The organism is Granulicella mallensis (assembly GCF_014203225.1).
GTDB classification, from domain to species: domain Bacteria; phylum Acidobacteriota; class Terriglobia; order Terriglobales; family Acidobacteriaceae; genus Granulicella; species Granulicella mallensis_A.
The window spans coordinates 34682-60967 of the sequence record NZ_JACHIO010000017.1 but is presented as its reverse complement, the minus strand read 5'-3'; the positions used below and the strand labels follow the sequence as shown (position 1 = coordinate 60967).

Annotated in this window: 17 protein-coding genes; 12 read left to right on the top strand and 5 right to left on the bottom strand. The window is 58.6% G+C overall.

The window, feature by feature from the left end; genetic code table 11:
* Positions 1 to 2: 2 nt before the first annotated feature.
* Complete coding sequence (locus tag HDF15_RS18625; protein ID WP_184258245.1) at positions 3 to 2222, bottom strand: glycoside hydrolase family 3 C-terminal domain-containing protein; 2220 nt, start codon at positions 2220 to 2222, stop codon at positions 3 to 5.
* A gap of 380 nt (positions 2223 to 2602) precedes the next feature.
* Positions 2603 to 6361: a carboxypeptidase-like regulatory domain-containing protein gene (locus HDF15_RS18620; protein ID WP_184258243.1), complete on the bottom strand. Its 3759-nt coding sequence runs from the start codon at positions 6359 to 6361 to the stop codon at positions 2603 to 2605.
* Positions 6362 to 6569: 208 nt separating this feature from the next.
* On the opposite strand from HDF15_RS18620, the gene HDF15_RS18615 reads away from it, so the two are divergent.
* The 3 genes from HDF15_RS18615 to HDF15_RS18605 all read left to right on the top strand — a co-directional run bounded on the left by HDF15_RS18615 (position 6570) and on the right by HDF15_RS18605 (position 11742).
* Positions 6570 to 7949 (top strand): hypothetical protein, encoded by a 1380-nt coding sequence (locus HDF15_RS18615; RefSeq protein ID WP_184258240.1) that lies wholly within the window; start codon positions 6570 to 6572, stop codon positions 7947 to 7949.
* A 46-nt stretch (positions 7950 to 7995) separates the two neighbouring features.
* Entirely contained in the window at positions 7996 to 10824 is a 2829-nt protein-coding gene (locus tag HDF15_RS18610) for a phosphoesterase (RefSeq protein WP_184258238.1), read from the top strand.
* Between the two features lie 249 nt (positions 10825 to 11073).
* Positions 11074 to 11742 (top strand): DUF4142 domain-containing protein, encoded by a 669-nt coding sequence (locus tag HDF15_RS18605; protein WP_184258236.1) that lies wholly within the window; start codon positions 11074 to 11076, stop codon positions 11740 to 11742.
* A gap of 68 nt (positions 11743 to 11810) precedes the next feature.
* Here the strand turns inward: HDF15_RS18605 and HDF15_RS18600 are convergent, their stop codons facing one another.
* Together HDF15_RS18600 and HDF15_RS26280 are read right to left on the bottom strand one after the other, a co-directional pair.
* Positions 11811 to 13769, bottom strand: coding sequence for a M1 family aminopeptidase (locus HDF15_RS18600; protein ID WP_184258234.1), 1959 nt, complete (start codon positions 13767 to 13769; stop codon positions 11811 to 11813).
* Positions 13770 to 13886: 117 nt separating this feature from the next.
* Complete coding sequence (locus HDF15_RS26280) at positions 13887 to 15185, bottom strand: lipid-A-disaccharide synthase (RefSeq protein ID WP_311733150.1); 1299 nt, start codon at positions 15183 to 15185, stop codon at positions 13887 to 13889.
* A gap of 179 nt (positions 15186 to 15364) precedes the next feature.
* Here HDF15_RS26280 and HDF15_RS18590 point away from each other — a divergent pair, with 179 nt between their 5' ends.
* The 6 genes from HDF15_RS18590 (at position 15365) to HDF15_RS18565 (ending at position 19685) form a co-directional block, all read left to right on the top strand.
* Positions 15365 to 16120, top strand: a complete 756-nt coding sequence (locus HDF15_RS18590; RefSeq protein WP_221314505.1) for an alpha/beta hydrolase — start codon at positions 15365 to 15367, stop codon at positions 16118 to 16120.
* Positions 16107 to 16772, top strand: a complete 666-nt coding sequence (locus HDF15_RS18585) for a YdeI/OmpD-associated family protein (protein ID WP_184258230.1) — start codon at positions 16107 to 16109, stop codon at positions 16770 to 16772. The genes HDF15_RS18590 and HDF15_RS18585 overlap by 14 nt, the downstream gene beginning before the upstream one ends.
* Positions 16773 to 16934: 162 nt before the next feature.
* Entirely contained in the window at positions 16935 to 17372 is a 438-nt protein-coding gene (locus HDF15_RS18580; RefSeq protein ID WP_184258228.1) for a MarR family winged helix-turn-helix transcriptional regulator, read from the top strand.
* A 16-nt stretch (positions 17373 to 17388) separates the two neighbouring features.
* Complete coding sequence (locus HDF15_RS18575) at positions 17389 to 18735, top strand: MFS transporter (protein WP_184258225.1); 1347 nt, start codon at positions 17389 to 17391, stop codon at positions 18733 to 18735.
* Between the two features lie 161 nt (positions 18736 to 18896).
* Positions 18897 to 19076 (top strand): hypothetical protein, encoded by a 180-nt coding sequence (locus HDF15_RS25975; protein ID WP_260331175.1) that lies wholly within the window; start codon positions 18897 to 18899, stop codon positions 19074 to 19076.
* 54 nt (positions 19077 to 19130) lie between these two features.
* Positions 19131 to 19685 (top strand): cysteine hydrolase family protein, encoded by a 555-nt coding sequence (locus tag HDF15_RS18565; RefSeq protein WP_184258221.1) that lies wholly within the window; start codon positions 19131 to 19133, stop codon positions 19683 to 19685.
* Between the two features lie 660 nt (positions 19686 to 20345).
* On the opposite strand, the gene HDF15_RS18560 is transcribed toward HDF15_RS18565, so the two are convergent.
* Positions 20346 to 22367, bottom strand: a complete 2022-nt coding sequence (locus tag HDF15_RS18560; protein ID WP_184258219.1) for an ABC transporter ATP-binding protein — start codon at positions 22365 to 22367, stop codon at positions 20346 to 20348.
* Between the two features lie 66 nt (positions 22368 to 22433).
* Here HDF15_RS18560 and hemW point away from each other — a divergent pair, with 66 nt between their 5' ends.
* The 3 genes from hemW (at position 22434) to HDF15_RS18545 (ending at position 26242) form a co-directional block, all read left to right on the top strand.
* Positions 22434 to 23627: a radical SAM family heme chaperone HemW gene (hemW, locus tag HDF15_RS18555; RefSeq protein WP_184258217.1), complete on the top strand. Its 1194-nt coding sequence runs from the start codon at positions 22434 to 22436 to the stop codon at positions 23625 to 23627.
* A 156-nt stretch (positions 23628 to 23783) separates the two neighbouring features.
* Positions 23784 to 24818, top strand: a complete 1035-nt coding sequence (locus HDF15_RS18550) for a low specificity L-threonine aldolase (protein ID WP_184258215.1) — start codon at positions 23784 to 23786, stop codon at positions 24816 to 24818.
* Positions 24819 to 25078: 260 nt separating this feature from the next.
* Positions 25079 to 26242 (top strand): hypothetical protein, encoded by a 1164-nt coding sequence (locus HDF15_RS18545; protein WP_184258213.1) that lies wholly within the window; start codon positions 25079 to 25081, stop codon positions 26240 to 26242.
* Positions 26243 to 26286 lie beyond the last annotated feature (44 nt).

Sequence of the window (26286 nt, the reverse complement as noted above, 5' to 3'; positions counted from 1 at the left end):
ATCTACGGCTGTACCAGCAGTGTGTGCTTCAAACGAACATCGGCAGAGGAAGCGGCCGCTCGAAACTCGACGCGATCACCTTCGACGATAAAGCGATGTGTTGCCTCGTCCCAGTAGGCGAGGCTGGTGACTGGAATCTCGAAGCGAACAACCTGCTTCTCTCCCGCACGTAACGCAACGCGCCGAAACGCCTTCAACTCTTCGATAGGGCGCGGCACGGTTGAACCCTGGTGTGCGGCATAGATTTGCACCACCTCGTCTCCCGCGCGAGATCCCGTGTTGGCAACCGTTACCTGCACGGCAATGGACTTGCCGCGTTGCGTGACCGTGAGATCGCTATAGGCAAAGCTGGTATAGCTCAGGCCGAAGCCAAACGGATAGAGCGGCGTCTTCTCGGCGTAGAGATAGGTGCGTCCGTGCCGCAGGTCGTAGTCCATCATCGGGGGAAGCTGTTCGAGCGAGGCAGGCCACGTCTGCGTCAAACGACCCGCCGGGTTGTAGTCGCCGAAGAGAACATCGGCCAGCGCCGTGCCTTGCTCTTCACTGTTGTGCGTGATCTCGAGGATCGCGGGCGCATGCTCCTGCGTCCAGTTCGTGGTGTACGGAAAGCTGGTCTGTAGCACCACGATAGCGTGAGGATTGGCGGCAAGCACCGCCTTCACCAGCGACTCATCGGGCAGCGTCAGGCTCTTGCGATCGATCGCCTCCTTGCCCTCGCTGGGTAGAGCGCATTTGTTCCATCCCGCATCGCACGTGGGATGGTTGCCGACGATCACAATCACGGCCTCCGAATGCGCCGCCAGCGCCGCTGCTGCTGCTTCGTCCTTGCCATCATTGAACACGACCGAAGCCCCGGCAGCCCGCCGCCGAATGCCTTCAAGCGGAGTCACGGAGAGCAGCGGTGTTCCGCTGTACCAGTCCAGCGCCACGGTGTCACCCCACTGCCCGATAACAGCGATAGACTTCAGCTTCGCCGCATCGAGCGGCAGCGTTCCGCCGGTGTTCTTCAGCAACACAATCGATTCGTCGGTAACCCGGCGTACAAGCGCCCGCGGGGCCTCCGTATTCCATGGATCGCTCTGCGCTTGATCGAACGCGCCAATGTGAGCGTAAGGAGAGTTCGCCGACGGATCGAGCAGGCCAAGATGCAGCATCACGCGGTAGACGCCGCGCAGGTTGCGGTCGATGTCCTGTTCCGTGATGAGTTTCTGCTGCAGCGCATCGCGTACCGGCTGCTGATAGTCGTCGAGAAACTGGTTGATCCCCGCATGAATAGCCGCTGCCGCAGCCTCCGGCATCGTGGCATACGTATGGTGCTGCTTCACCATGTTGGTAAGCGCGCCGGCGTCCGTGCAGACGATCCCGTCGAGGCCCCACTGTGCCATCACCACGTCGCGAACCACGGGATTGGCCGTCATCGGCACGCTGTTCCACGCGTTGTAAGAGGTCATCATGGCATCGGCGTGTCCCTCTTCAATGGCCATGCGAAAGGGAACTGCATAGTACTCATGAAAGAGCCGCGCATCGAAGTTGGACGACGAACCATCGCGACCGTCCTCGTTGCTGTTGGCCAGGAAGTGCTTGAGCAGCGACGCTGTCATCCAGACATGCGGATCGTCGCCTTGAAGCCCATGCGCAAACGCCGTGGCAAGCGTGCCGACGAGGAAAGGATCTTCGCCATAGCTCTCCTCACCACGTCCCCAGCGCGGATCACGGCTCAGGTCGGCGTTCGGTGCGCGAACGACTAAACCACCGCGATGGTATTTGCCAAAGGCAAAGCGCGTCTCATAGGCCTCCTGCGCCGCGGCCTTCTGTAGCAGGGAAGGATCCCAGGTCTGTCCCAGTCCGCGCGACTGCGGAAACTGCGTTGTAGGAATGACATTCATCATCGCGTGCCCCTCCGAATGTCCCTCCCAGTGCCCAGGCCCGCCCAGCGCAAGCCCATGCAGTCCCTCGACATGATTTGTTCCAGCGACACCAAGCCTCGGCACCGAAGGATCCGTGCTGAGCGCATGGATCTTCTCGTCGAGTGTCATGGAAGCAAGCAGGGCGGTGATGCGGCTCTCCGGATCAGCATGCGAGTCCAGATACACAGGAGGTGCTGCCACCTTTTGTGCAGCCATCACGGACGCCACTGGAACCAGGCATAGCAGGAGAAACGCAGTGCGGACGGGCACTGTTGTTTTGGAGTTGAGAGAGAGAGAGAATTTCTGGGCCAACATCAAACGGTTCTCCTGATTGCTCTTGCTCTTGCAGTTGCTGCTGTTTTTGTTTTTGCTGTTGCTTTTCTTGTTGTCATTCCCGAAGGGAATCTGCTTCTGTACTTGTTGTTGTACTTGCTTTTGTCTTTGCACTTGCTTTTCTTGTTGTCATTTCGAGCGAAGCGAGGAACCTGCTTCCTCCCGTTTTTAACTTGTGCTGGTACAAGCTAAACCTCTTGCTTCCAGTCACCATGGAGGTAATCCGAGCGAAGAACGGGAGACAGCAGGTTCGCTCGCTGCGCTCGGAATGACAACCAGAAAAACAAAAGCTTCCTTCCAGCCCCAGCACGACTTACCTGTAATTCCCATGGCGGGTGACAACCACCCGCCATGGGTACGAACTAGAAGTTGTACTTTGCCATCAGTTCAACGACCCGTCGGCCAGTGGAATAAGCTGCCGTACCAAACCCCAGCGAGGGATTAGGAGCACCCTGGTTAAAGCTGGTCCCATTGGGATTCGTGAGGTTGAGTTGATATTCGTTGGGGAAATCTCCGGTAAACGTAGTCAGGGCATGGTTGATGAAATTGAACCCCGAGATACGAAACTGGATATTCTGGCTTCCCTTGATCGCAAAGCTCTTCTGCGCGCTCAGGTCAGTATCGAAATAGGCCGGCCCCCGGAGATACGGATATTGGTAGGGACCGTTCTTGCCGAAGTTCGGTGTACCGAAGCAGTTGCCATTGATGAACTGGCGCTTGCCCAGGCCCGAGTGAGGATTGCAGGTCAGTGTAGGCTGCAAGCTCACGTCCGGCGTGCCCAGGTAGGCCGTATTGCTGATTGTGATGTAGCCGGGGTTCTGGGCGCCGCCTGGAAGATACTGCTGTCCAATGGTGCCGTTGAGGCCGAACCCCGGGTTGTTCGTGGTGGTGACAATGTCGGGGCCGCTCTGGATATTTGTAATTCCCGAGATTTCCCATCCATTGGTAAGTTGTCCGACGAGTTTATTGTGGACCGGCGATCCTACCTCGAACGTATAGGAAGCATTGAAGACGTGCGTCCGGTCGAAGCTTTCTGGACCATAGTCGTCATAGATGTTGAAAGGATTGCCTGGGTTACCGTTGTTGGCGCCTCCCTGGATGCCCATGGCCTTGCTGTACGTGTAGTTGACGTTGAACAGGAGGCGTCCGGTCTGGTGTGTCAGTCCGAGTTGCAGGCCGTTATAGTTGGCGAACAGGTTGTGATTCGGCACATCGATAGCGCCATACTGCACCAGCGCCGTGTTCAGGGGACGGTAGTTATTGACTTGGGCCGTGCCTGCACCGGTCGCTGTAATGGAACAGGCAGCACCGGTGGGAGTGATGCCAAGAGGCACCAGCACTTGTCCGAAACACGGGCCTGGGGTCGGGTTGGGTTTGTACAAACCGCCGATGGGGATAGCGTTGAGGTTGTCCAGGGCTACCGTCTGGCTGCTGCCATTATTCAAAAGGAACCGGCTGTTGTTCCCGACATATCCGGCAAGGAGATTCATCTTCCAGGGGAGCGCTTGATTGAGAGTCACACTGTAAGTGTCGACCAGCGGCTCCTCGCGATCTCCCATGGTGATGGCGGAAGAAGCCCCGCTGATATTGACGGTATTCGTGTTCGGAATGGCCCCATTCGCCGGCGAGAGCTGCAATTTGCTGATCGCGGCCAAGGACGCGCCGCCATTTCCCGATTCGGTCACTGAGGTCGAATGTTCCGTGAAGTTAAGCGCGGCGGCGGCATCGTTGTAAGAGTCATGCGCACGGTATTCACCCCAGCCGCCGCGCAGCACGGTGTTTCCGTTTCCTTGTATATCCCAGGCAAAACCGAACCGGGGCTCCACGAACGCCCCCATGGAGTGATTGCCCGAGAGGGGCAGGGAAGGATCGAGCGCATGCCAGATAAAGCCAGGGTACGGTGAGGCGGGCGTCGCACTGGTGATCAGGGAAGGATTGAAGATGGCCACACCCTGGCCATGAGCATCGTTCCAAAGACCGAGATGCTCGACGCGCAGACCGTAATTCAAAGTAAATTTCGGAACGACTTTCCATGAATCGGTGGCAAAGAAATCCGTATTCCAGAAGTACATATTGGATTGCGGCGCGACATTTGTCTGCGAGTAACTACTGACGAATCCTTCGTAGTTATTGGCAACCCAGTTTCCGGACAGGGTTGGAGTCGAACCGTCGACGTCCGTGATCGTCTGGCCCGCTCCTGGAAAGTAATACTCGCCTCCAATCTGGCCGTTGGTAGGAGTTCCAGCAGTGATCTGATTGTTCGTGATTCGCTCCACGTAGACACCGAAGGTTGCCATGTGCGTTCCCCATACCTTCGTCACATTGTCGCCTCCCTCGGGAGCGAACTTATGCGAGAAGATCGGCCCAAGGGAATAATCCGGAATAATGGCGAGGGGCAATCCGTCCTGGCCGTTATAGCTCGCCAGTTGCGGAAGGACGTGCCGGTTATTCGCGAACGCTCCCTGATACGGATAGTTGGTCAGCGCGCTGGGATTGGGGCTGACAAAAGCCTGGTCCAGGTAGGCAAAGTTGCCGAAGATCTGGTTTGTGAGCGTCGGGGTGATGATCGTGGTGAGGTTGGCTGCCGCGCTTTGCGAGTTGATGGAGCTCAGACCTCCACCAGGAGTGTTGAGTTGGCCCGGATTGTAGTAAATGGCCGTAGGCTCTCCCGACCCGCCCCGTTCTACCGTGTAACGTGCAAACAGATGGTTCTTCTGCGAGATGGCGAGGTCGACACGACCGAGAACCTGCCACAGGTCATCGTTGATAAAGTCCTGCGACTGCCAGTTATAGGGATTGGCCAGGGTCGCCACCTGGTTCGGCATCGGATAGGCGTTGAAGATGGCCTGGAAGCCCGGATCCTGATAACTGGTGGGGATGATTCCTGGCGTCGCTAAAGTTGAGCCGTCTTTGGCCGTCGTGGGAACGGTGGCAAGTTGCGAGTATGCCGAATTCGTATAAAGCTGGGGTCCCAGGTAAGCCTGTAGCTCCGAGGCGCTGAAGTTTCCGCCGCGCATGTTCGCGGTAGGCACAAGCGCGTGTACCAGGGCTCCGGAGGCGCCTCCGTACGCATAGATATTGCGTTGCGCATAGTCTTCCGCGCCGGCGAAGAAGGTCAGTGCCTTATTGTGATTGAAGTTCGTTCCCGGAATCAGGACTGGGCCGCCGACATTGAATCCTGGATAGACCTCACGGTCTGGGTCCTTGGCTGATCCGGTAGCCTTGGCCAGAGCATCCGTGGAGTCCAACTGGTAGGTGCGAGCGTAGGTATAGAGCTCCCCGTGATACTGGTTGCCCCCAGCCTTTGTGACGGCACTCACGACAACGGGCCCATTGGCGATGTCCGCGCCAAAGTTTGAGACCTGTACCTTGACCTCGGCCACCATGTCGTAGTTCACGTTCTGGATAGCCGCACCATAGTTGCCGGGATCGGTAATGTCCGCGCCGTCCAGCTTCAGGCTGACGCCCTCGAGAGGGTTGCCATTGGCAGCGTAGCTTCCCAACGCCCCGTTCACGTTCACCTGCGAAGGGTCATAGGAGGAGTTGGTGGCAATGCCACTGCCGTTCGCCGTGTTCGCTATGGCAAAACCGGGTAGCGTTTTGAAGAGCTCGGTGACGTCACGCCCTTCGACGGAAAGATGCTTGATCTGTTCCGCTGTGATCAGGTCGCTGCGTTCCCCGGAGTCCAACGGAACATCCGTCTCCGCTTGAACGGTTACGGTCTCGGTTGTCTTTCCGGGCTTCAGGGCGAGGGATGGCAGGTTGCGGCTGTCTCCTGGATCCAGGTGGATGCCTGATTCGACAAGCTCTTGGAAGCCCGGAGAGCTGATCGTGGCGCTGTAGTCGCCGGAGGAGACACCGGCGAAGGTGAAGAAACCCGAGTTGTTGGACTTGCCGGAGCGCGTGTCACCGCTAAGAGAGTTACGCAACTTGATAACCGCGTTAGGAACAATGGCCCCGGTCTGATCCGTCACCGTTCCAGAGAGCGACGCAGTAGTAACTTGCGCAAAAGCAGGCACGGGAAGAATGCTTATGCCTGCGGGAACAAGCAGGCAGGCTGAGAGCACACTCATTGTAAGGAGCCGCTTCGGTAAAGAATGTTTCTTCTGCATCTGATTCATGTGGGTCTCCTGAAAGTGCTGCATGGGCGTTCTCGCCGGAACTACAGATCAAAATTTTTGGCTTTCTTCAGCCCGCATCACAAGACGCTCCTGAATACAGAGGCCACAAGCAATGTACGGTTCGTTACCGGTCTAACTGCTTGATTCTGCGTGTTTGACAGGTCAGATTACAGGGGGGTACTATACCGCCTCGTAGACATAACCATTCATGGAAACACTCATCAACCCGGCCTCTGCATCGGAGGACAACCAGGGAACAGGATCTCGAAGCCCCGAGCGCGTGTACCAGGCGCTCGAATTAATCCTCTCCAGCCCTCCCTTTCGGAACACGCTGCAGGGGCAGAGCCTGCTGCGCTACATCGTCAAGCACACGCTCGCCGGTGAGGACAATCTTCTGCGCGAACGGGTAATCGGCTCGGAGGTCTTCGGCCGGCGGCCGGACTACGAGACCGGAGACGATCCGGTGGTACGAATCCGGGTAGCCGAAGTCCGAAAGCGTCTGGCGCAGTACTATCAGTCGCTGCACGAGACCCCGGACGTTTACATCGAGATCCCCTCCGGTTGCTACCGCGCGACCTTTCGGTGGAACGACACTCCTCATGAAGCCGTCCACGGAGCGGCTGGCGGATTTATTCCACCTGTTGGAATAAATCCTGAACCTGCCTGCACAAGCCTTCCAGCGCTCGATCCCGAACCTCACCAAAATCCCGAAGTTCCCCAAAAAACGACAGTCTCCGCCACTTTGCGCGACCCCTCCGCCAAAAAAAGAAGCTGGAAGATCTGGATCTCAGCAGCTGTCCTTCTCCTCCTTGGGGGAATCGCCATTTGGGCTCACTGGAACAACGCTCAAACCGAAGGCTTCAAAAAGTTCTGGGCTCCCTGGACGAACAGTCCGAAGCCGGTCATCATCGTCATCGGAAGCAACGCCGTATACCGGCTCTCCGACAGCGTCACCGACCAGTACGCGCGTGATCATCAGCTTGAGACGCACGGCCAGGAGTTCTTCGTTCCGTTCGCTCCAACGGCAACCCTCCACGGCAGCGATCTGCACCCGGCAGAGAACAGCTTCGTCGCTCTGGGCGACGTCGCATCCGTTTCTGCACTGGTAGCCACGATCACCCGGCAGAAGCAGACCTTCCAGGAGCGCTTTCCCAACGACATCTCCTTCGCCGAACTGCGCAACAGTCCCACGCTACTGGTCGGCGGCTTCAACAATCCGATGACGGTGGAGCTGACCAAAGGCCTGCGCTTCGTCATGCGTGCTCGCAACGAAATCGATGACGACCAGGACCCCCATCGGCGCTGGCTGCTGCATGCCTCCCTGGATTCACACGACACCGAGGACTACGCGATCGTCACCCGGCTCATCCAAAGCCCCGGCGATGTTCCTCTGCTCAGCGTCGCCGGCATGGGGCAGTACGGAACCCTGGCTGCCGCCGACTTCGTCTGCAACCCCGCCGCGATCTCCGACATGGTGCATCACCTGCCGAAAGACTGGGCAAGCCGAAATCTGCAGCTGATCCTTCACGTCAAGGTCATAGACTTCAAACCCGCGGCAACTGAAGTTGTAGCTGTACACGCCTGGTAGAACATTTGTAATCTTGCGGCAACAAAGCAATTGGTAGGCTTTGGAGATGACAGTGCGACGGTGTAGTTGGCAACTTGGAGTGATGACAGGACTGGCCTTGCAGGCCGGGTTAGCGTTAGGACAGAAGGGAACTTCGATCGATCTGCCAACGAGTAAGCAGATTGTTCGACCGGTACCCGGTAGCCCGCAACGGCTTAACAGCTTGCCGATGTCGATGGCCATATCACCGGACGGACGCTATGTAGTGACCGTGAATGCCGGGTATGGAACCTACGAATCGAACTACATGCAGTCGCTGGCCGTGATGGATACCCAGACCGGCATAGTAGCCGATTTTCCCGATGACCGTACAGCGGCAAGAGCCAAGCAGACGCTCTTCTCCGGCCTGGCTTTCAGCCAGGACGGCAAGCATGTCTACGCCAGCATGGGCTCGGAGACCGACCCACTCGGCACAGGCAAGGGCGATGCCGGCAGTGGTGTGGTGGTCTATGGCTTCAGCGACGGAAAGATCTCGCGGGAACGGATGATGAAGATTCCTCTGCAGCAGTTAGCTGCGGGGCGCAAGACGATGCTGGTCGGCGGAGTGGAGGGCGACAAGGGTGTGCCGTTTCCCGCAGCGATCGCTGTCCTCGGTTCGGCGGGCGCGGAGAAGATTCTGGTCGCCGATAATCTTTCCGACGATGTGCTGTTGATGGATGCGACTACAGGCGAGATCCTCACTCGGTTCGACCTGTCGGAAAACGACGCTGTGCCTTCGACGTATCCCGTGGCCCTGAGCGTATCTAAAGATGAGACCCGCGCGTTTGTGGCGCTGTGGAATGCGAGCGAGATCGTTGAACTGGATCTGAAGAAGGGCACTGTAGGCCGGAAGCTGCCGCTTCTCAAGCCAGACAATGCTGTAGCTGCAGGCACACATCCCTGCGCCTTTGAAGTGTCGGCCGACGGCCGGACGATGTACGTTGCCCTGGCGAACCGCGATGCGGTCGCGGCTGTGAATGTGGAGGCCGGGCAGTTCGCGGTGAGGGGATACTTCGACACGCGTCTGCCACGGCAGACTTACTTCGGTGCAGAGCCCGAGGCTCTGGCCTTGTCGTCCGATGGTTCGAGACTGTATGTCGGCAATGCGATCACAGATGCGATTGCGGTATTCGATACCAGGAAGCTGACCCCGAAGGCTGCTAAACAGGGAATGATCGAGCCGCTCGGGTTTGTGCCGACGGAGTGGATGCCGATGTCGATGGGCATCACCGGCGGAAAGCTGTACATTGCAACAGCCAAGGGCAAGGGAACAGGGCCGAACAACTTCCCCCAGCGTCAGGTACCGGGATCGCACGCCAGGGCCGGGGCGTCTACGTATATCGGAACGCTGCTCTACGGCTCACTCGCCGTATTGGATACGCAGGCGATGGAACAGAACCTGCCCAAGTGGACGGCTGAAGTTGTGGAGTCCAACCGGACGAAGGCCGCAGAGGAGAAGATCCAGTTTGCAGGCGGCCAGGATCGCATCAAGCATGTGATCTACGTTATCAAGGAGAACCGCACGTACGATCAGATCCTCGGAGATCTCAAGCAGGATGGCAAAGCCGTTGGCAACGGGGACCCGAGCCTGGCGATGTACGGTGAGGACAGCACTCCGAATGAGCACAAGTTGGCTCTGCAGTTTGGCGTGCTGGATAATTTCTACGACTCGGGTGAGGTGTCGGGCGACGGACATGTCTGGTCAACCGCCGGTATTGGAACGGATTACCTGGAGAAGACCTGGCAGCAGAGCTATCGCGGCGGAGAGCGGACGTACGACTTCGAAGGAGTCGTAGCGCAGGGCTATCCGATCCTGCAGAAGATTCCGGACGTCAATGAGCCGACGAGCGGATATCTCTGGGGCAACATGGCGCGGCATGGCAAGTCGTACTACAACTTTGGGGAATACATCGCGTCGACCTTCTGCGGAGCGAAGAAGACGGAGAACCCACAGGATGGCCCACTGCTGGCGGGAGCAACGTGCGAGAAGCCTACGATCCTGCCGGGCGATCCTCTCCCCGAAGCCTGGGGCGGCGGAGTGAACAAGTGGCAATGGCCGATTCCGGTGCTGGCCAACAACACGGCCACGAAGCCAGAGCTGGTCGGCCACTTTGCGGCAGAGCAGCCGGACTTCAATCTGCGTGTGCCGGATCAGATACGAGTAGAAGTCTTCCTGAAGCACTTCAAGGGATGGGTAGCGGATCGTGAGGCCGGCAAGGACACCTTGCCGAACTTTATCCTGATGCGCCTTGGCAACGACCACACGGCGGGAACGGTTCCCGGCGGACCGACACCGAAGTCTTCCGTCGCGGATAACGATCTGGCCGTCGGCCGGTTGGCGGAGGCCATCTCGCACTCGCCCTATTGGGACGACACAGCGCTCTTTGTTCTGGAAGATGATGCCCAGGCCGGTGCGGACCACGTGGACGCGCACCGCAGCATCGCCCTGGTGATCAGCAAGTATTCTCCGAAGAAAGCGGATGGAACTCCGTTCGTAGACAGCCGGTTCTACTCGACCGTAAGCGTAGTGCGGACGATGGAGACGCTGCTGGGATTGCCTCCGATGAACAACAACGATGCCTTCAGCTCTCTGATCGGATCGTTGTTTACGGGAGTTGGAGATCAGCCAGCCTATACCGCGGACTATGTGAATCGCGATAACTCGTTGATCTATACGGCCAACGTGAAGACAGCCGTCGGAGCGAAGGAGTCGATGAAGATGGACTTTCGCCACGCCGACCACGCGGACCCTCAGAAGCTGAACGTGATCCTGTGGAAAGACGCCATGGGGGATCGTCCAGTGCCGGCGATGTTGACGGTGCATCGGAAGCTGAAGAAGGACGATGATGACGACTAGTTCAAGGCACTCATCTAGTTCAAAAGGATGAATTTATCCGACACAAAAGTCTCGCTAATGGCGAGACTTTTGTGTCGCTAAGGCCGGTTTATCACAATGATTCACCTCGGTGGAACACTTGGTAAGGCAACGCGAACCTCGTTGGAGGCATTTAACGTACGAAGACGAGCGGTCTTCGGACCTGAGTGGACTATCCACTGCGCAGTGATGTCGGGCTCTAGTGGGATCCTCTCGAAAAGGAGGAGTTTAATGATCTCAAAGCGAATGTGTAGCAAGGTTCTACTGGGCTTCGTGCCTACGCTGTTGGCGGGTGCCATGGCCGTTGCGCAGAATCAACCGGGTGGTGGTGCTGCCGGTACGTCTAACCAGACCACCACGAATCCATCTACTTCGGCGCCAGGTCCAGGCGGTATGGCGTCCGATATGAATGACAATCAACAGCTACAGGGAATGGCAGATCAGTCCTTCGTGAAGAAGGCGCTTGAAGGCAATGCCGCCGAGGTTCAACTGGGGCAGTTAGCCCAGCAAAAATCACAGAGCGATGACGTTAAACAATTCGCGCAGAAGATGGTCTCGGATCACACGCAGCTCAACGACCAGATGATGAAACCGATCGCCCAGCAACTCAAAGTAAAAGAGCCGACCGAGCTTTCGAAGAAGGACAGAGAGCTTGTTGCAAGACTTGAAGGGCTCTCCGGTCAGGAGTTCGACCAGGCTTACATTCAGGCTATGGTGAGAGACCATAAGCAGGACCTGTCGGAGTTCAAGGATGAAGCCTCAACTACGCAGAATCCCGGTATGAAGCAAGCGGCTCAGCAGGGTGCGGCGTTGATCTCACAGCATCTCCAGATGATCGAGCAGATCGCGCAAAATCACAATATGCCTGACGGTAAAGTAATGAAGTCTTCGGGTAGTTAATTGCCTTCTGCCTACAAAACAACGAAGGGCCTCATAGAGGCCCTTCGTTGTTTTTTGCCTCGGAGTTCTTAGTTCGCTGCAGGTTCGCGCTGATAAGGCTTTTGCATCAGCGCACGGGCCTCGTTGATAGCTCCCTGCGTATTGTCGTTGGTCTGCACGGCCAGGCGGTACTCATTGACGGCACGATCGCGTTGGCCTGTCACGTCAAAGATCCTGCCCAGATTGATATGGCTCCAGACCTCGGTCCACTTCGGATCGCCATCGCCTCGTAGCGAGTCACGAAACGAGTTGGCGGACGCCTGGTAGTTACGTTGCGTGAAGAAGATCTCGGCCAGACGATAGTTCGCCAACGAACTGGAACGGTTGGAGTCGAGCGCTTTTTGATACTCGGTGATCGCAGCCATCAGGTCGCCCTGTGCTACCTCCTGCTGGCCACGCAGAACGGCAATACGGACGGCCAGATCAGGCGTACTCTTGAGCACCCAGTTCTCAGGATCGATGGTGATGCGGCGCGGCCGTCCGAAGGTCTCAATGGAATAAGCAGATTCCGTTCCGGAGAGATCGACGCGGCGCTCTTCTGTCTTGCCCTCCGTCTCGATGCGCAGTTCTATCGGCATGCGAAAGAGATCAAGGTCCTGAGTGACGGAGCCGACGGTGCGAAAGCCTTTGTTGCTGCCGAGCCGGAAGACGCTGAAGTTGTTGCCCAGTTCGGGTGCGCCGGTGCCGTCGAGCCACTGGGAGAAGAAGGGCGTGAGCTGAAGCTTCGATTGGGCTTCGGCGACGGTCTGAACGTTCGCGGTACGTACGGGCTTGTCGGTGTACTGCGAGAGCAGGGAACGTAGAAACTGCTGGAAGACATCGTCGCCCATCTCCCAGCGGAGCATGTGGAAGACCATCGCGCCCTTCTCCAGGGTCATCGACTGAAACTGCGGAGAGAACGGATCGAGACGGCCGAGGGTAGTAAGCGGTTCGGTGTCATAGGCCAGCGCTCCGGCCTCTACATCGGAGATGGCGGATTGCAGAGCAGTTTTGCCGGCGGAGTCTTCGAGGTACAACAGCTCGGCGTAGCGCGACATGCCGTTGGTGATCCAGGCGTCGTTGAGTGTAGCCGGTGAGGTTTCAGAGCCCCACCATTGGCGCGCCACGGTATTCGCGAACAACCGTGCATTGCCACGGTCAGGCCGGATGGCGACGATCTCAGGCGCCCACGCGGCGGAGACTGAATCTCCGGGAAGCTCTACTACCTCGAGCCGTCCGGACTCCGCGCCGCCGAAGAGGTTGGTCATGAACTCGAACTCTTTGGCGACTGTAGCCGCGAAGTCCTGGCCCTTCTCTTTGTACTTGTCGGTGACGAAGACGCGAATGTTGGGAATGCCTGGCGTCGTAATCGGCGGAAGGAACTTGCCCGCGACGATCGTTCCGGGGAAACCCGGCTTGGTCCAGTTGAAGATGTATTCGGTGCCGCCGCCGGGAAGCTTGTGTTCGCCGCTTACGCCGCTGCCGACGACACGCTCACCCTCGGGCACAGTGATGTGCATCTCGGCTGTGAACCGGTCGGTGAAGAGTCCCGTCATGGGGAACCAGCGCCCTGCATAGAGCAGGACGCTGACGGGATCGGCAATCTGGACGAGCTTGATCCCATCAACCGGGCTGGTCTCGACGGTGGGCGTTCCCGCATAAGTAAAGGTGTAGGTTGTCGAGGAGCCTTTCGCCAGCAAGGCCGCAGGCGTAACGCGGATGGTCGAGTCGGTGACGTTGCGCTCGGAGTTCAGGGCGGCGTTTGTTGTGTCGGCAATTTTGCTGACCTGCAGGCCGTTATTCAAACCGAAGACGACGACGTTGAGGTCATCGAGGGCCGTGAAGGTGACGGCAGCGGTGGCGGTCAGCTTGCCGGTCGAAGGATCGAGGTCGGCGTGAATGACATAGCTGGTGATGTCGATCTGCGGACGTCCCGGAGGAACTGCGTGGAGCGCGAGCGCTGAGAGACCCACCAGAAGAATGCAAAGGCTGCGGAGTCGCTGAATCATGCAGTAAGTCCTTGGCGGAGCAATGGCACAGGCCGCGCTCCATCGTCATTGTGTCCTGTTTTGCGAGTGCTGGACACATGATTGCGTTTCAAACGTCTTAGACGCAAATTGTACGACTTAGATCTTGTTATCGCTGCCCGAAGAAGAGAGAAGCGCAACTACGGCTTCGGCGACGCGGTGGATGGGTGATCCTGCTGCCGTGTCTGCTGCGTGAAGCTTCTGGCGGACGCCGGCCAGGGCTGCGATCTGGGCCTCCCGCGCCGGCCCATCGAGCAGCAGCGGCGAGAGCGCAGAGGCGACATTCGCGGCGGTGAAGCGGCTCTGTAGCAGCTCGGGAACGATGCGCCGTCCGGCGATGAGGTTGACCATCGCTACCGGCAGGTTGCCGTCAAGATCCATCATCCTGGGGAACTCATCGGGATAGCGAACGAGCTTTTTGGCGAGCGCAAAGGTCAGATCCGAGACCCGGTAGACGACGAGGAACGGATTGCCGACGATCGCTGCCAGCACAGTCGCCGTGCCGCTGGCCACGACCGAAGCGCGGGCATGGGAGAGCGCCTCGTAGGCGTCAGGAACCAGCGTGAGCCGGATACTGGAGGCTTCAGGGCCGAAGTACTTCAGATGTTCGGCGTTCAGTTGATCGATGTAGGCGCGAAGATTTGCGGGATCGATCGTAGAGGCTACCGGCAGCAGGAACTCATAGAGCGTGTGGGCGGCGGGATCGCGGGGCTGCCGGACACGGTTGCCGTCGAAGGTCGTATAAGCTGCGGAACCTGCGATCAGGTCGCTCATGGCGAGCTCGTGCAGCGTGGGCAGGTTGGCGTGGATCTCCTTCCAGCGGCTGCCGGGCAGCAACGCGATCCAGGTCCTCTCCAGATCGAGGCCATGCTGTGCGGCATAGGCCTCGCGGGTGCTGGTCTGTCTGGGCGTACCGGCGAGTGGATGTCCCACGAACTCTGCGTCGACGCCGCGTTCGCGGTAGAACGTCTCTTCGAAAGGGAAGATGACGAGCATCTTGTCCACGCGCTCCTGTACCCAGCGCAGGCGGCGTCGCTTCCAGGCCCAGAGCTGCGGGCTGACGAACCAGACTACGGGCACTCCGGCGCGGTGGAGATGCTTTGCCAGCCGGAAGTTTACATCGGGGAAGTCGATGAGCACGGCAACGTCGGGCCTGTTGGCGCGGATGGAGCGTACCAGCCGGCGATAACTGGCGTAAATGTGCGGGATGTGGCGAAGAATCTCGGTGACGCCCATGACCGCGACGTCTTCCGCGCGGACGACCCGTTGCTGGCCGGCCTGCTCCATCTGCGATCCGCCCAGGCCGGTGAAGGTCGCGTCAGGAAAGCGCTCGCGAAGATTCTGGATCAGGGCAGAGCCGTAGGCGTCGCCCGAGGCCTCGCCTGCGGAGAGAAAGATGCGCGGATTGGAACGAGTGGCGATGGCTGTAGTTTAGCTGGTCGAGGAGTGGGTTTGTTTGGAACGGTATGCTGTGGGTGAGCTTTGCCGAGTCTATGAGTTTAAAATTGTCGCCAAATTCAGAACGCTGGCGGTCGCATCTTTTGTCCGTGCCGCTGGGGCTGGTGAGCCGAGGGCTCATGACTCGCGACGCTCTCCTTGGAGTGACGCGCCGCTTTCCGAAGCACGAGTCGCGCGAAGAGTTCTTCTTTGCGAGTGGTACACGGCGTCTAGCCGGAGTGTTGGTTGCGGGTGATGAGGGCGCGCCGGTCATCCTGATCTGCCATGGGATCGGCGAGACGGTAGGGCATTGGAGCGGCGTTCAGGCATGGTTTCGAGAGCATGGCGTGGGCACGATGGTCTTCAACTACTCGGGCTATGGTGCCAGCTCGGGAAAGATCCGTTCGGAACACTGCGATGAGGATCTGGTATCCGCTTATGCGGAGCTGCGAAGACGGATCGGGTCAAAAGTGCCGGTCTTCGTGCTGGGTTTTTCTTTAGGAAGTGGCATTGCGGCGAGCGGAGTTGGGGCGCTGGAGCCACCGCCTGCAGGGTTGATCCTGTGCGAGGCGTTCACTTCGTTCCAGGATGCGGTGCGTTCTGCCGGATTCCCGCACTGGCTGGCTCGTGAGGTGCCGAACGTCTGGAACACTGTTACGGTGGTGGCCTCGACACGGTTGCCGGTCTGCGTGGTTCATAGCGACGGCGACAAATTGTTTCCCTTGAAGATGCCACGGCGCATCGCCAAGGCTTGTGGAGATCGAGGAGAGTTGATCGTGGTCGCGGGGCTGGCGCACAATGAGCCCTATCTGAAGCCGACCGACGCCTACTGGGGTTCGATCGTTGCGTGGATGGCTCGACAGGGACGACCAGGAGAGAGTGATGGCGGCAGGTAAGTCGAAAACATTTCGCGCGGCCCTCGAAAAGGGCGACCGCTCGCTGGGCTGGACGATCGCACGCGTGCCCTTTGAGCCTTCCGAGATATGGCCGAAGATGGTTCGCCTGCGCGTGCGGGGCGAGATTAACGGCTTTGCGTTCCGCACCTCGCTCTTTCCCGATCCGCGCGGTGGATTTTACCTGCTGGTGAATAAGGCGATGCAGCAGGGGGCGATGGTCTCTTCGGGAGCGATGGCGGAGTTTTCGTTGCAGCCGGATATGGAAGCGCGCGCGGCAGAGCTGCCGGATGAACTCGCTGTGCTCCTGGACGATGAACCGGGGCTGCGCGAGTGGTATGACGAGTTGACCGAGTACACGCGGCGTGAACTCGGCAAGTGGATAGCGGGCGTCAAGAGCGATGAAGCCCGCATGCGCCGCGCCGAACAGGCTGCCGAGCGTCTGCTCGCGGCTATGGAAGGCGAGCGGGAGTTGCCGCCGGTGGTTGAGGCTGCCTTTCGCAAGCGGCCGAAGGCAAGGGCGGGCTGGGAGAAGATGACTCCGTTACAGCGGCGTGGGGAGTTGATGGCGGTCTTCCACTATCAGACGCCGGAGGCCCGCGAGAAACGGGTGGGGAAGTTGTGTGATCTGGCCGAGAAACGCATTCTTTCGTAGGGGTTCGAGCCCACATCACCCCAAAGGTTTGTCATTTCTCCACTCTCGTTGGTCGGTCGAAATGACAAGCTTTGGAGGTTCTGCGCAATGCGTTTATGTAAACAGCCAAACTTGCAAGTTTAACTTGCAAGTTTGACTGTTCATACGTAATCTGAATCTGTCATGTCGCGAAAGACCTTCGATCTCGAAATCACCGACTTTACCCATTCCATTGGGCTCCTGGTGCGCCGCGCGCGCGTTGCCTCTTCTTCTCAGGAACTTTCCTGGACGGAGACCAGCGTACTGAAGCGCCTTGCCAAGGAGGGACCTGCTACCACCGCCGATCTGGCGCGAATGCAGGGTATGCGGCCGCAGTCAATGCGAACCATCGTTGCAACGCTGGAGAAGCTGGGTATGATCGTGCGCAAGCCGCACGCGACCGACGGCCGCCAGGTGAATATCGCGCTGACCGCCAAGGGCACAGCTCTGCAGAAGAGCGCTGGCGATGCCAAGCGGACGTGGCTGGCAAAGGCCTTCGCCCAGCTCGACGCACAGGAACGAGAGACGCTGTTCGAGGCCGGCAGGCTCATCAAGCGACTGGCGGAAAGCGATCCTCAGTGAGGATCGACGGTAGCTTATGAGTGGGCCTGCAATCAGTCCGGATAGTCAGGAGATCTCTTCTCCTGGCAGTTCGATATCGCATGCATGGCGAGCGCTGCGGCACCGCAACTTCAAGCTCTTCTTCTTCGGACAGAGCATCTCCGTGATTGGCAACTGGATGACGCGGCTGGCCACAACCTGGCTGGTCTATCACCTGACCCATTCGGCGCTGCTGCTTGGAATCGTAAGCTTCGCGGGGCAGATTGTTTCGTTTGCGCTGGGCCCCTTTGCGGGCGTGTGGGTAGAGCGCCTTCATCGCCGTAATTTGCTGGTGGGTACGCAGGCTGCAGCGGCCATTCAGTCGCTTGCTATGGCCGCGCTCACGCTGGCCCATGTCATCACCCTCTGGGAGATCATCGCGCTCACTGCCCTGCAGGGTGTGATCAATGCGTTTGATATGCCGGCGCGCCAATCCTTCCTTGTGCAGATGGTGGATGACCGGAACGATCTCAGTAACGCCATCGCCATCAACTCTTCGATGGCCAATGGCGCGCGGCTGATCGGTCCTGCCATCGCTGGCCTGGTGGTAGCGGCGTTCGGAGAAGGTGGTTGTTTTCTGATCGACGGCCTCAGCTACTTTGCCGTGATCGCCTCCTTGTTGTTGATGCGGATCAAGCCACAGGGCATCCAGCGCAGCAAGGCCAACATGTTCGAGCAGATACGCGAGGGGTGGGACTATGTCAGCGGCTTTCGGCCCATTCGTACTATTCTTCTGCTCTTTTCGCTCATCAGCCTTATGGGCTACTCCTGGTCGGTGCTGCTGCCGATCTTCGCCGCCCAGGTCTTGCATGGCGGCGTGACGACTCTCGGCTGGCTCATGGGCGCGGCGGGAATCGGTGCTCTGGTATCGGCGATCTCGCTTGCTTTTCGCAAGTCGGTCGTTGGGCTCACGCGCATGCTGCAGGTGGCCTCTGGGATGCTGGGAGTCGCGCTGATCCTCTTCGGCCTTTCGCATACATTGTGGCTGTCGATTGTTCTGATGGTCTTCGTGGGCTTTGGCATGCTTCAGGCTGCGTCCGCCAGCAACACGATCATTCAGTCGCTGGTGCCGGAGGATAAACGCGCCCGCGCGATGAGCTATTACACGATGGCCTTCTTTGGCTCCGCGCCCTTCGGCAGCTTGTTTGCCGGTGCGCTGGCTGACCGAATCGGTGCTTCCCACACGGTCATGGTCACGGGTACGTTCTGCATCGCCGGGTCGCTTTGGTTCACGTTCGAGTTGCCGAAAGTGAATGCGGTGATACGGCCGATCTACCGCAAGATGGGCCTGCTTCCTGCGCGCGACATTGATGGGATGCCGGACGTCCAAGAGCCGGCGTTATGACTTCAACAACCCCTAACTGAGAGGAAACCCCATTGAACTGGCATCACTTTATCGCTTGTTTTTTCGCCGGCCTATTTCTAACGAATGCCGTGCCTCATTTTGTGTACGGCATCTCTGGCGACCGCTTCCCGACCCCCTTCGCTAATCCCCCTGGAAAAGGCTTGTCCTCCCCGACGGTGAATGTTGTCTGGGCGCTCTTCAACCTGGTCGTTGGTTATCTCCTGTTTCGGGTTGGAGAGGTCTCGAGCGGCGACCCTCTGGCGCTTGTTTTTTTCTTCGTGGGCATCGCTGTGATCAGCCTCTTCTCGAGCGTGAACTTTGCGCAGAAACACGCCAGCTAACTGCCTGAACGGAAGACGGGCAATCTTCCAGATTCCCCAACGAAAGGAAAAGTTATGCCTCTGACTACACTCGACTCCACTGCGGCCTTGATTGCGATTGATCTGCAAAAGGGCATCGTCGGCCTACAGACCGTTCACCCTGGTGGCGAGATCGTCGCTCGCACCGCCCAACTTGCGCGAGCCTTCCGCGAGAAAGGTCTGCCGGTCGTTCTCGTCAACGTGACAGCCCCGGCTCCAGGCCGTACCGACGCCGGGCCGCGCAACTTTTCGTTTCCAGATGATTGGACCGACCTTGTTCCCGAGTTGGAGCAACAGCCGGACGATTATGTGGTCAGCAAACAGCGGCCGGGTGCGTTCATCGGGACTTCGCTCGATGAGTACCTGCGCCAGCGCGGCGTAACCCAGGTCTTCCTGACCGGCATTGCGACAGGCTCCGGGGTGGAAGCGACCGCGCGCAGCGCCTTCGATTATGGCTACAACGTCGTGGTTGTCGTGGATGCAATTACGGATCGTGATGTCGATGCACATCGCCATTGCGTCGAGAAGGTCTTTCCTCGGATTGCGGAGACGGATACCACGCAGAATGTTTTGAAGTTCTTGCGCGGGTGAGGACCAACGTAGCGCGAAGCGCCATCCGTAACGCTTCAGCGTTGCGGATACGGAGGGAGCCGTGGCCTTTAGGCCACGGAATTCAGACTTAGCAAAATGTGGCCTTTAGGCCCGGGCCTTCTTTCGGCTGCGGACAAACGGCCCGTGGCTAGGTTGTGTCTGACGAATCGAAGACCCCAGCCTTGGAGCGACCCAGGCTCGCTGTACGCATAGCTTTTGTTTTGCGTTTCCCCACAGAACCGTCATCCTGAGCGAAGCGTCCCAGCCTTTGGGGACGCGTCCGTTCGACTACGCTCAGGACCGAAGGACCCCGAGGGTTGACCTCTTGCCTATGCCCTTCGGAGCTTTTCGACCTTGAGCGCTCGAGCCTGGACTCTTGTGCTGAAAAAGGTTCCGGCATCCTGGGCGAGATCAAGTCCTTCGGGGTCCTTCGACTCCGCACCTCGCAAAAAACGCGAGGCGCTACGCTCAGGATGACGTCTCTGTGGGGGGAACAAAATATGTAATGCGTTGCTGTACACGATTCGTCAGACACTACCTAAAGCCCGATTCGTGCCTGCCCCTTGTTCCGTAGCCTAAAGGCTACGGCTCCCTCCGTCTCTGTGACGCTGAAGCGTCACAGAATGCGCTTCGCGCTATGATCGACGCTCCTTGGCCTCTCTAAGCAGTCGCCGTTTCGGCGATGGAGGAACCCAGCTCCTGGTCTTTGTACTGGAGCTGGTAGAGCTTGTAGTACAGGCCACGCAACGCCAACAACTGCTGATGCGAACCCTGTTCGCGCAACTGGCCTTTGTGCATGACCAGAATCGTATCCGCACGCTGGATGGTGGAGAGCCGGTGTGCGATGAGCACTGAGGTACGGCCTGTGATCATGCGTTCCAGCGCGAGACGCACGCGCAGTTCTGTTTCAGTATCGACGGAGCTGGTTGCCTCATCGAGGATGAGGATTCCCGGCTTGTGGGCCAGCGCGCGGGCGAAGCTGATGAGCTGCTTCTGTCCGGTGGAGAGCGTTGAGCCACGCTCCAGTACCGGCTCGGCGAACTGTGCGGGCAGCGTGCGGATGAAGTCGGCGACGTTGACCTCTTCGGCGGCGTTGGCGACCTCGTCGTCGGTGATCCAGTTGGAGCCCAGGCGGATGTTCTGCGCGATGGTGCCGGAGAACAGGAAGGGATCCTGCAGGACGACGCCGAAGCGTTTGCGCAAGGGGATGAGGTCCTGTTCGCGGACGTCGATGCCGTCCACCAGCACCGCGCCGCGCTGCACGTCATAGAAGCGCATCATGAGCGCGGTAATGGTGGTCTTACCCGCGCCAGTGTGGCCGACGATGGCGGCGGTCATGTCCGGTTCGATGGTGAAGCTGACGCCCTTCAAAATCCACTCAATGTTATCGAGCTCAGCGGACTGAAACCCGTTGTTTTGCGAAGAGATACCCTGCAGGGCCGTAAGTTGTTCCGGCGTGAGCGTCTCATAGGTGAACCACACATCGCGAAACTCAATACGTCCACTGCGGTCGCCGGTGGTCGGCTTGGCAGGTACCGGGATCTCGGGCTCGGTGTCGAGCAGCTTGAAGACGCGCTCGGCGGCGGCCATGGCCGATTGCAGGATGTTGTACTTGTCGCTGAGGTCCTGGATAGGGCGGAAGAAGCGCTGCGCGTACTGGATGAAGGCGATGAGAATGCCGACCGTGACCACCGGATGCAGGAAGCCGCCATGCTGTATGGCGGTTTGCCCGTGCAGAACCGCAATGCCGCCGCGCCAGATGACCAGCGCAATCGCGATGGAGCTGAGAAGCTCGACGACGGGATAGTAGAGCGCGTAGGCGAAGATGGCGTCGGTCCACGCCGCCTTGTTCTCGGAGTTCACCGCGGAGAAGTCGCTGAAGGCACGCTTTTCGCGGTTGAAGAGCTGGACGACGCTCATGCCGGAGACGTACTCCTGCGTGAACGAGTTGATCTTTGCGGTGGCCGCGCGCTGGCGGCGGTAGCTCTCGCGTACATAGATGCGGAAGAGCTGCGTCGCGTAGAGGATCGCCGGGATGACCGAGAGCGTCAGCAGGGCGAGCAGCCAGCTCATGCTCAGCATGATGACGACGATGAAGGTGAGCGCGAAGACGTCCTCGAAGATGGCGAGCACGCCCGAGGTGAACATCTCGTTGAGGGCGTCGACGTCGGAGGTGACACGGGTGACCAGGCGTCCGACGGGATTGCGGTCGAAGAAACCGACGTGCATGCGCTGGATGTGGCGGAAGATCTGGCTGCGCAGATCGAACATGATCTTCTGTCCGGTCCACTGCATCAGGTAGGTTTGGACGAACTCCAGCCCGAAGGTGAGCAGCAGGGAACCGAGATAGAGCGCGCCGATCTCGGTCATGCCGCGAACGGGGTCCGGGCTGAGATGACGGGCGAGCCAGCTCAGTCGCTTTCCGGGGGTAGGGGCGAAGTAGGTATCGACCGCGACCTTGACCAGGTAGGGGCCGAAGACGTCGCTGGCGGACTTGATGAGGATGGCGACCGCAGAGATGCCGGCCTGCAGCTTGTAGGGCTTCAGGTACGCGAAGAGCCGGCTCATGAGGCGGCTATCGTAGGCCTTGCCGACGACATCGTCATCGATGCCTGGACGTTTGGGGGCAGCTTGCTGCGTCTGCTCCGCCGTTGCGGCGGGTTTTTTCTGTTCGTCTGCCATCTATTCCATTCTATTCGGAGCGGGCAGTTCGTCTTATGAAATCACACCGCATGAAAGAATGGATGCGTGAGGATCGAATCGGCTTCGGATGCGCTGGGGATATATCTTTCAGTCCCTTTTTGCCGCGCCAAGTGCAGTTTCTGTAACTTTGCCTCGGGAGTTTCGTCTCCTGCCACCATCGAGCGTTATGTGGCGATGCTCTGCGGGGAGATCGACGCCGCAAATAAAGCTGCCGCGAGCCTCGGAGCCGACCTGCCGGGATCGGTCGGAACGGTGTACTTTGGCGGGGGAACACCGAGCCTGCTGGCCCCTTCGCAACTGCGTGAGATCTTTGCGGCGTTGCGGCGGAACTTCGAGATAGCGGGGGATGCCGAGATTACGCTGGAGTCCGCGCCGGGGCAGATTGCGGACGAACTGCTCGCCGAGGCGATGCGGCTGGGCGTGAATCGCGTGAGTCTCGGGGTGCAGTCGTTTGTGGACCGGGAGAGCGCCGCTGTGGGCCGTTTGCACACGGAACGCGAGTGCGTGCGCGAGATCCTGCGGCTGCGAGCTGCTGGATTGCCTGAAGTGGGCGCCGATCTGATCGCCGGATTGCCCTATCAGACCGAGGAAAGCTTCGCGCATTCGCTGGAGGTCGCGAGTGGTGTGGGGCTGACGCACCTCAGCGTGTACATGCTGGAGGTCGATGAAGACTCTCGCCTCGGTCGCGAGGTGCTCGCCGGAGGGCAGCGCTTTCACGCGCATGGGGTGCCGCAGGAGGAGATCGCCGCGACGCTGTACGAACAGGCCTGTGCGGTGCTTCCGCAGCAGGGATTCGCGCAGTATGAGATCTCGAACTTTGCCGCGAAGGAGCATCAGTCCAGGCATAACAAGAAATATTGGCAGCGTGCGCCTTACATGGGTTTTGGCCTCGATGCGCATTCGATGCTGCTCCGGCGTGAGGGTGCGGTTCGGTTTGCGAATCCTGAGGAGCTTGCGGATTACAGCGGTGCTGTACCTGTTGATCCCACGTTGGTGGGCGTGCGCGAGGCGTTTGAGGAGACCGTGTTTCTTGGCCTGCGGATGACCGAAGGAATTTCCATGCAGCAACTGCGGGGTGAGTTCGCAGGAGAGCTCGTTGCCCCGTATGAAGAGGCTGTGCGGGAGTTGGTGGATGAGGGGTTGATGCTTGCGGAAGAAGATCGCTGGCGGCTTACGCTGCGCGGGCGATTGGTGTCGAACGAGGTGTTTGGGCATTTGCTGGAGAGGCTTCCTGGTTGAAGTTGTGGTGGTCCGGGAAGCAGGTTCCTCGCTGCGCTCGGAATGACAACCAGAAAAGCAAGGGCAAAGGCAGAAGCAGATTCCCTGCGGGAATGACAATCAGAAAAGCAAAGACGAAACAGAATCAAGCAAAAGAACGAAGGGATAGAGAAAAAGATGAGTTCGAAAGTAATCGATCTGCGTAGCGACACAGTGACCCGGCCTACAGCGGCCATGTATGCGGCGATGGCGTCCGCCGAAGTGGGCGACGACGTGTATGGGGAAGACCCGACAGTGAATCGGCTGGAGCAACGTGCGGCAGAGGTCTTCGGCCGTGAGGCCGCGATCTTCGTGCCCACCGGAACGATGGGGAACCAGATTGCGATTCGCCTGCACACCCAGCATGGGCAGGAGGTCATCTGCGAGTCGCGCTCGCATGTGCTCGACTGGGAGATGGCCATGCTCTCCGCCTTCTCCGGCTGCATGCCGCGTACCGTTGCAGGAGATCGTGGTGTGTTGAGCTGGGAATCGATCAGGAAGGCTATCTCGCCGAAGATCTACTACCGGGCCTCGACGGGGTTGATCTCGCTGGAGAACACACACAACATGGCTGGCGGAACTGTGACGCCGCTGCCAGTGCTGCGCGAGATCTGGCAGGGCGCTCGCGAGGCGGGGCTGCCGGTGCATCTGGATGGCGCCCGTGTCTTCAACGCTGCGACTGCGCTGGGAGTAAGCGTTGCCGAGTTGACCAGTGGCTTCGATACCGTGATGTTCTGCCTGTCGAAGGGGCTGGGCGCGCCGGTGGGCTCGATCCTGGTGGGCAGCCGTGCGGCGATCGATCGCGCTCGCATCTTCCGCAAGGCGTTGGGTGGAGGCATGCGGCAGGCAGGCATTCTGGCGGCGGCAGGGTTGATTGCACTGGAAGAGATGCCGTCGAGGCTCGGTGAGGATCATGCAAATGCGCGTCTGCTCGCTGAGGCCATTGCGCAGTGTCCCGCAGCGGAGATTGATCTTACCGCGGTGCAAACCAACATCGTCATCTTTTCACTGAAGAACAATGGCGATGCCGCGGGGTTTGTGGCGAAGTTGAAGGCGAAGAGCATTCTGTCGAGCGCTATCGGTCCGCACCATGTGCGGCTGGTGACACACTATGATGCGAACCGTGAAGATTGCGATGCTTGCGCGGTAGCACTTGCGGAATTATTGCGTTAAAGCAATAGTGCGTTAAAGCAAGAAGATAAGTGGGCCAACTAGCCTCGTGGCTCACTTATCTTCTGTCGTCGATCCATTACCGTGGGTATTTAATAAAGCTATAGATTTATTACTGCATGAATAAATCTATTCCGAAAATCCAAGAAGACAATTATCTGACAATTCCCTGACAACTATCGTTATTGCGCGCGCCTATTGTGATTGGCGGGTAACTCCTCAGGAGAGACCCATCTTCGTAATAGATCAGGATAGGTAGAGCAATGGAAAATCCGGTAAGCAACATCAATCGCCCAGTTAATCGCCGTTCATTTATGAAAAGCGGTCTTCTGGCAGGAGGCGCTGCAACAGTTGGCGTCGGTTTGTTAGCGAATGGAACGAAGGCCAGTGCCCAGGGCCGATCAGAGGGCAGGCTCAATGCAGGAGATGCTGCCATTCTTCGTTTTTTGGCGGCGGCAGAGCTCATTGAGTCGGACCTCTGGACACAATATGCGGAGCTGGGTGGTATTGGCAATAACAAGCCCATCGAGGTAGATCCCAACCCCAACCCACCGTTGAATAACTATCAGATGGCGTTATCGAACCTCGATGGCGATGGACCGCAATATATCACCAGCAATACGCTGGATGAAGTAAGTCATGCTGCCTTCCTGAATGCCTATCTCAAATCCAGAGGGGCCGAGCCAGTTGATTTCAGCGAGTTTGAGACTTTGCCGGGAAGTACTGCTACAGGATCGTCAGGCAAGTTGCGCCTCACAAACCTCATGCATCTCAATGTCGACACCAGTTGGTTTGTTCGTTATCGCAGCACAACGAACCCGGACCTGGGGGCGACCTTTCCGCAGGCCGTCACTCTCAATGGGGTTACGGCTATTCCCAAGACCGATGCCGACTTCAATGGCGGTGCCTCCAGCTTTCCGGGCAACCTTCATATTCAGGCGATCGCGAATGTGGCCGCCTTTCACTTTGGAGCGATTGAGCAGGGCGGTACGAGTCTTTATGCAGCCATGAGCCAGAAAGTGTCAGACCCGGAGGTGCTGCAGATCACGCTTGGCATCGGTGGGGATGAGATTGCTCACTTCCTGGAATGGGTCGATTTTGCCGGCAATGGAGTACAGCAGACCATTGCTCCGTTTACCGATCCCATCTCCGGCCTGACATTCCCGGACTTTTTCAATAATCCACCGCTGCAACCGCCCAGCGTGGTTCAGCCCAGCCTGATCTTTCCTGTTCCTTGTGAGTTCATCAGCTCTGAACTCCCTCCAGTCGCCATCATTCGTCCGTTGACCGACAAGGTTACGGGCGCCGTCGCTTCGGTCGCAGCTCTTACCGCGAGTGGCCTCTTCACTGGCCAGAGCAGGAAGTTCTTCCAGACACTGCAGATCATGGCGATTGAAGCCGATGCGGCTGTTCGCTTTATTCTGTAGTCTTTTGAATTCATGTTGCGTTGAATCACGAATGGGGCTTGCGT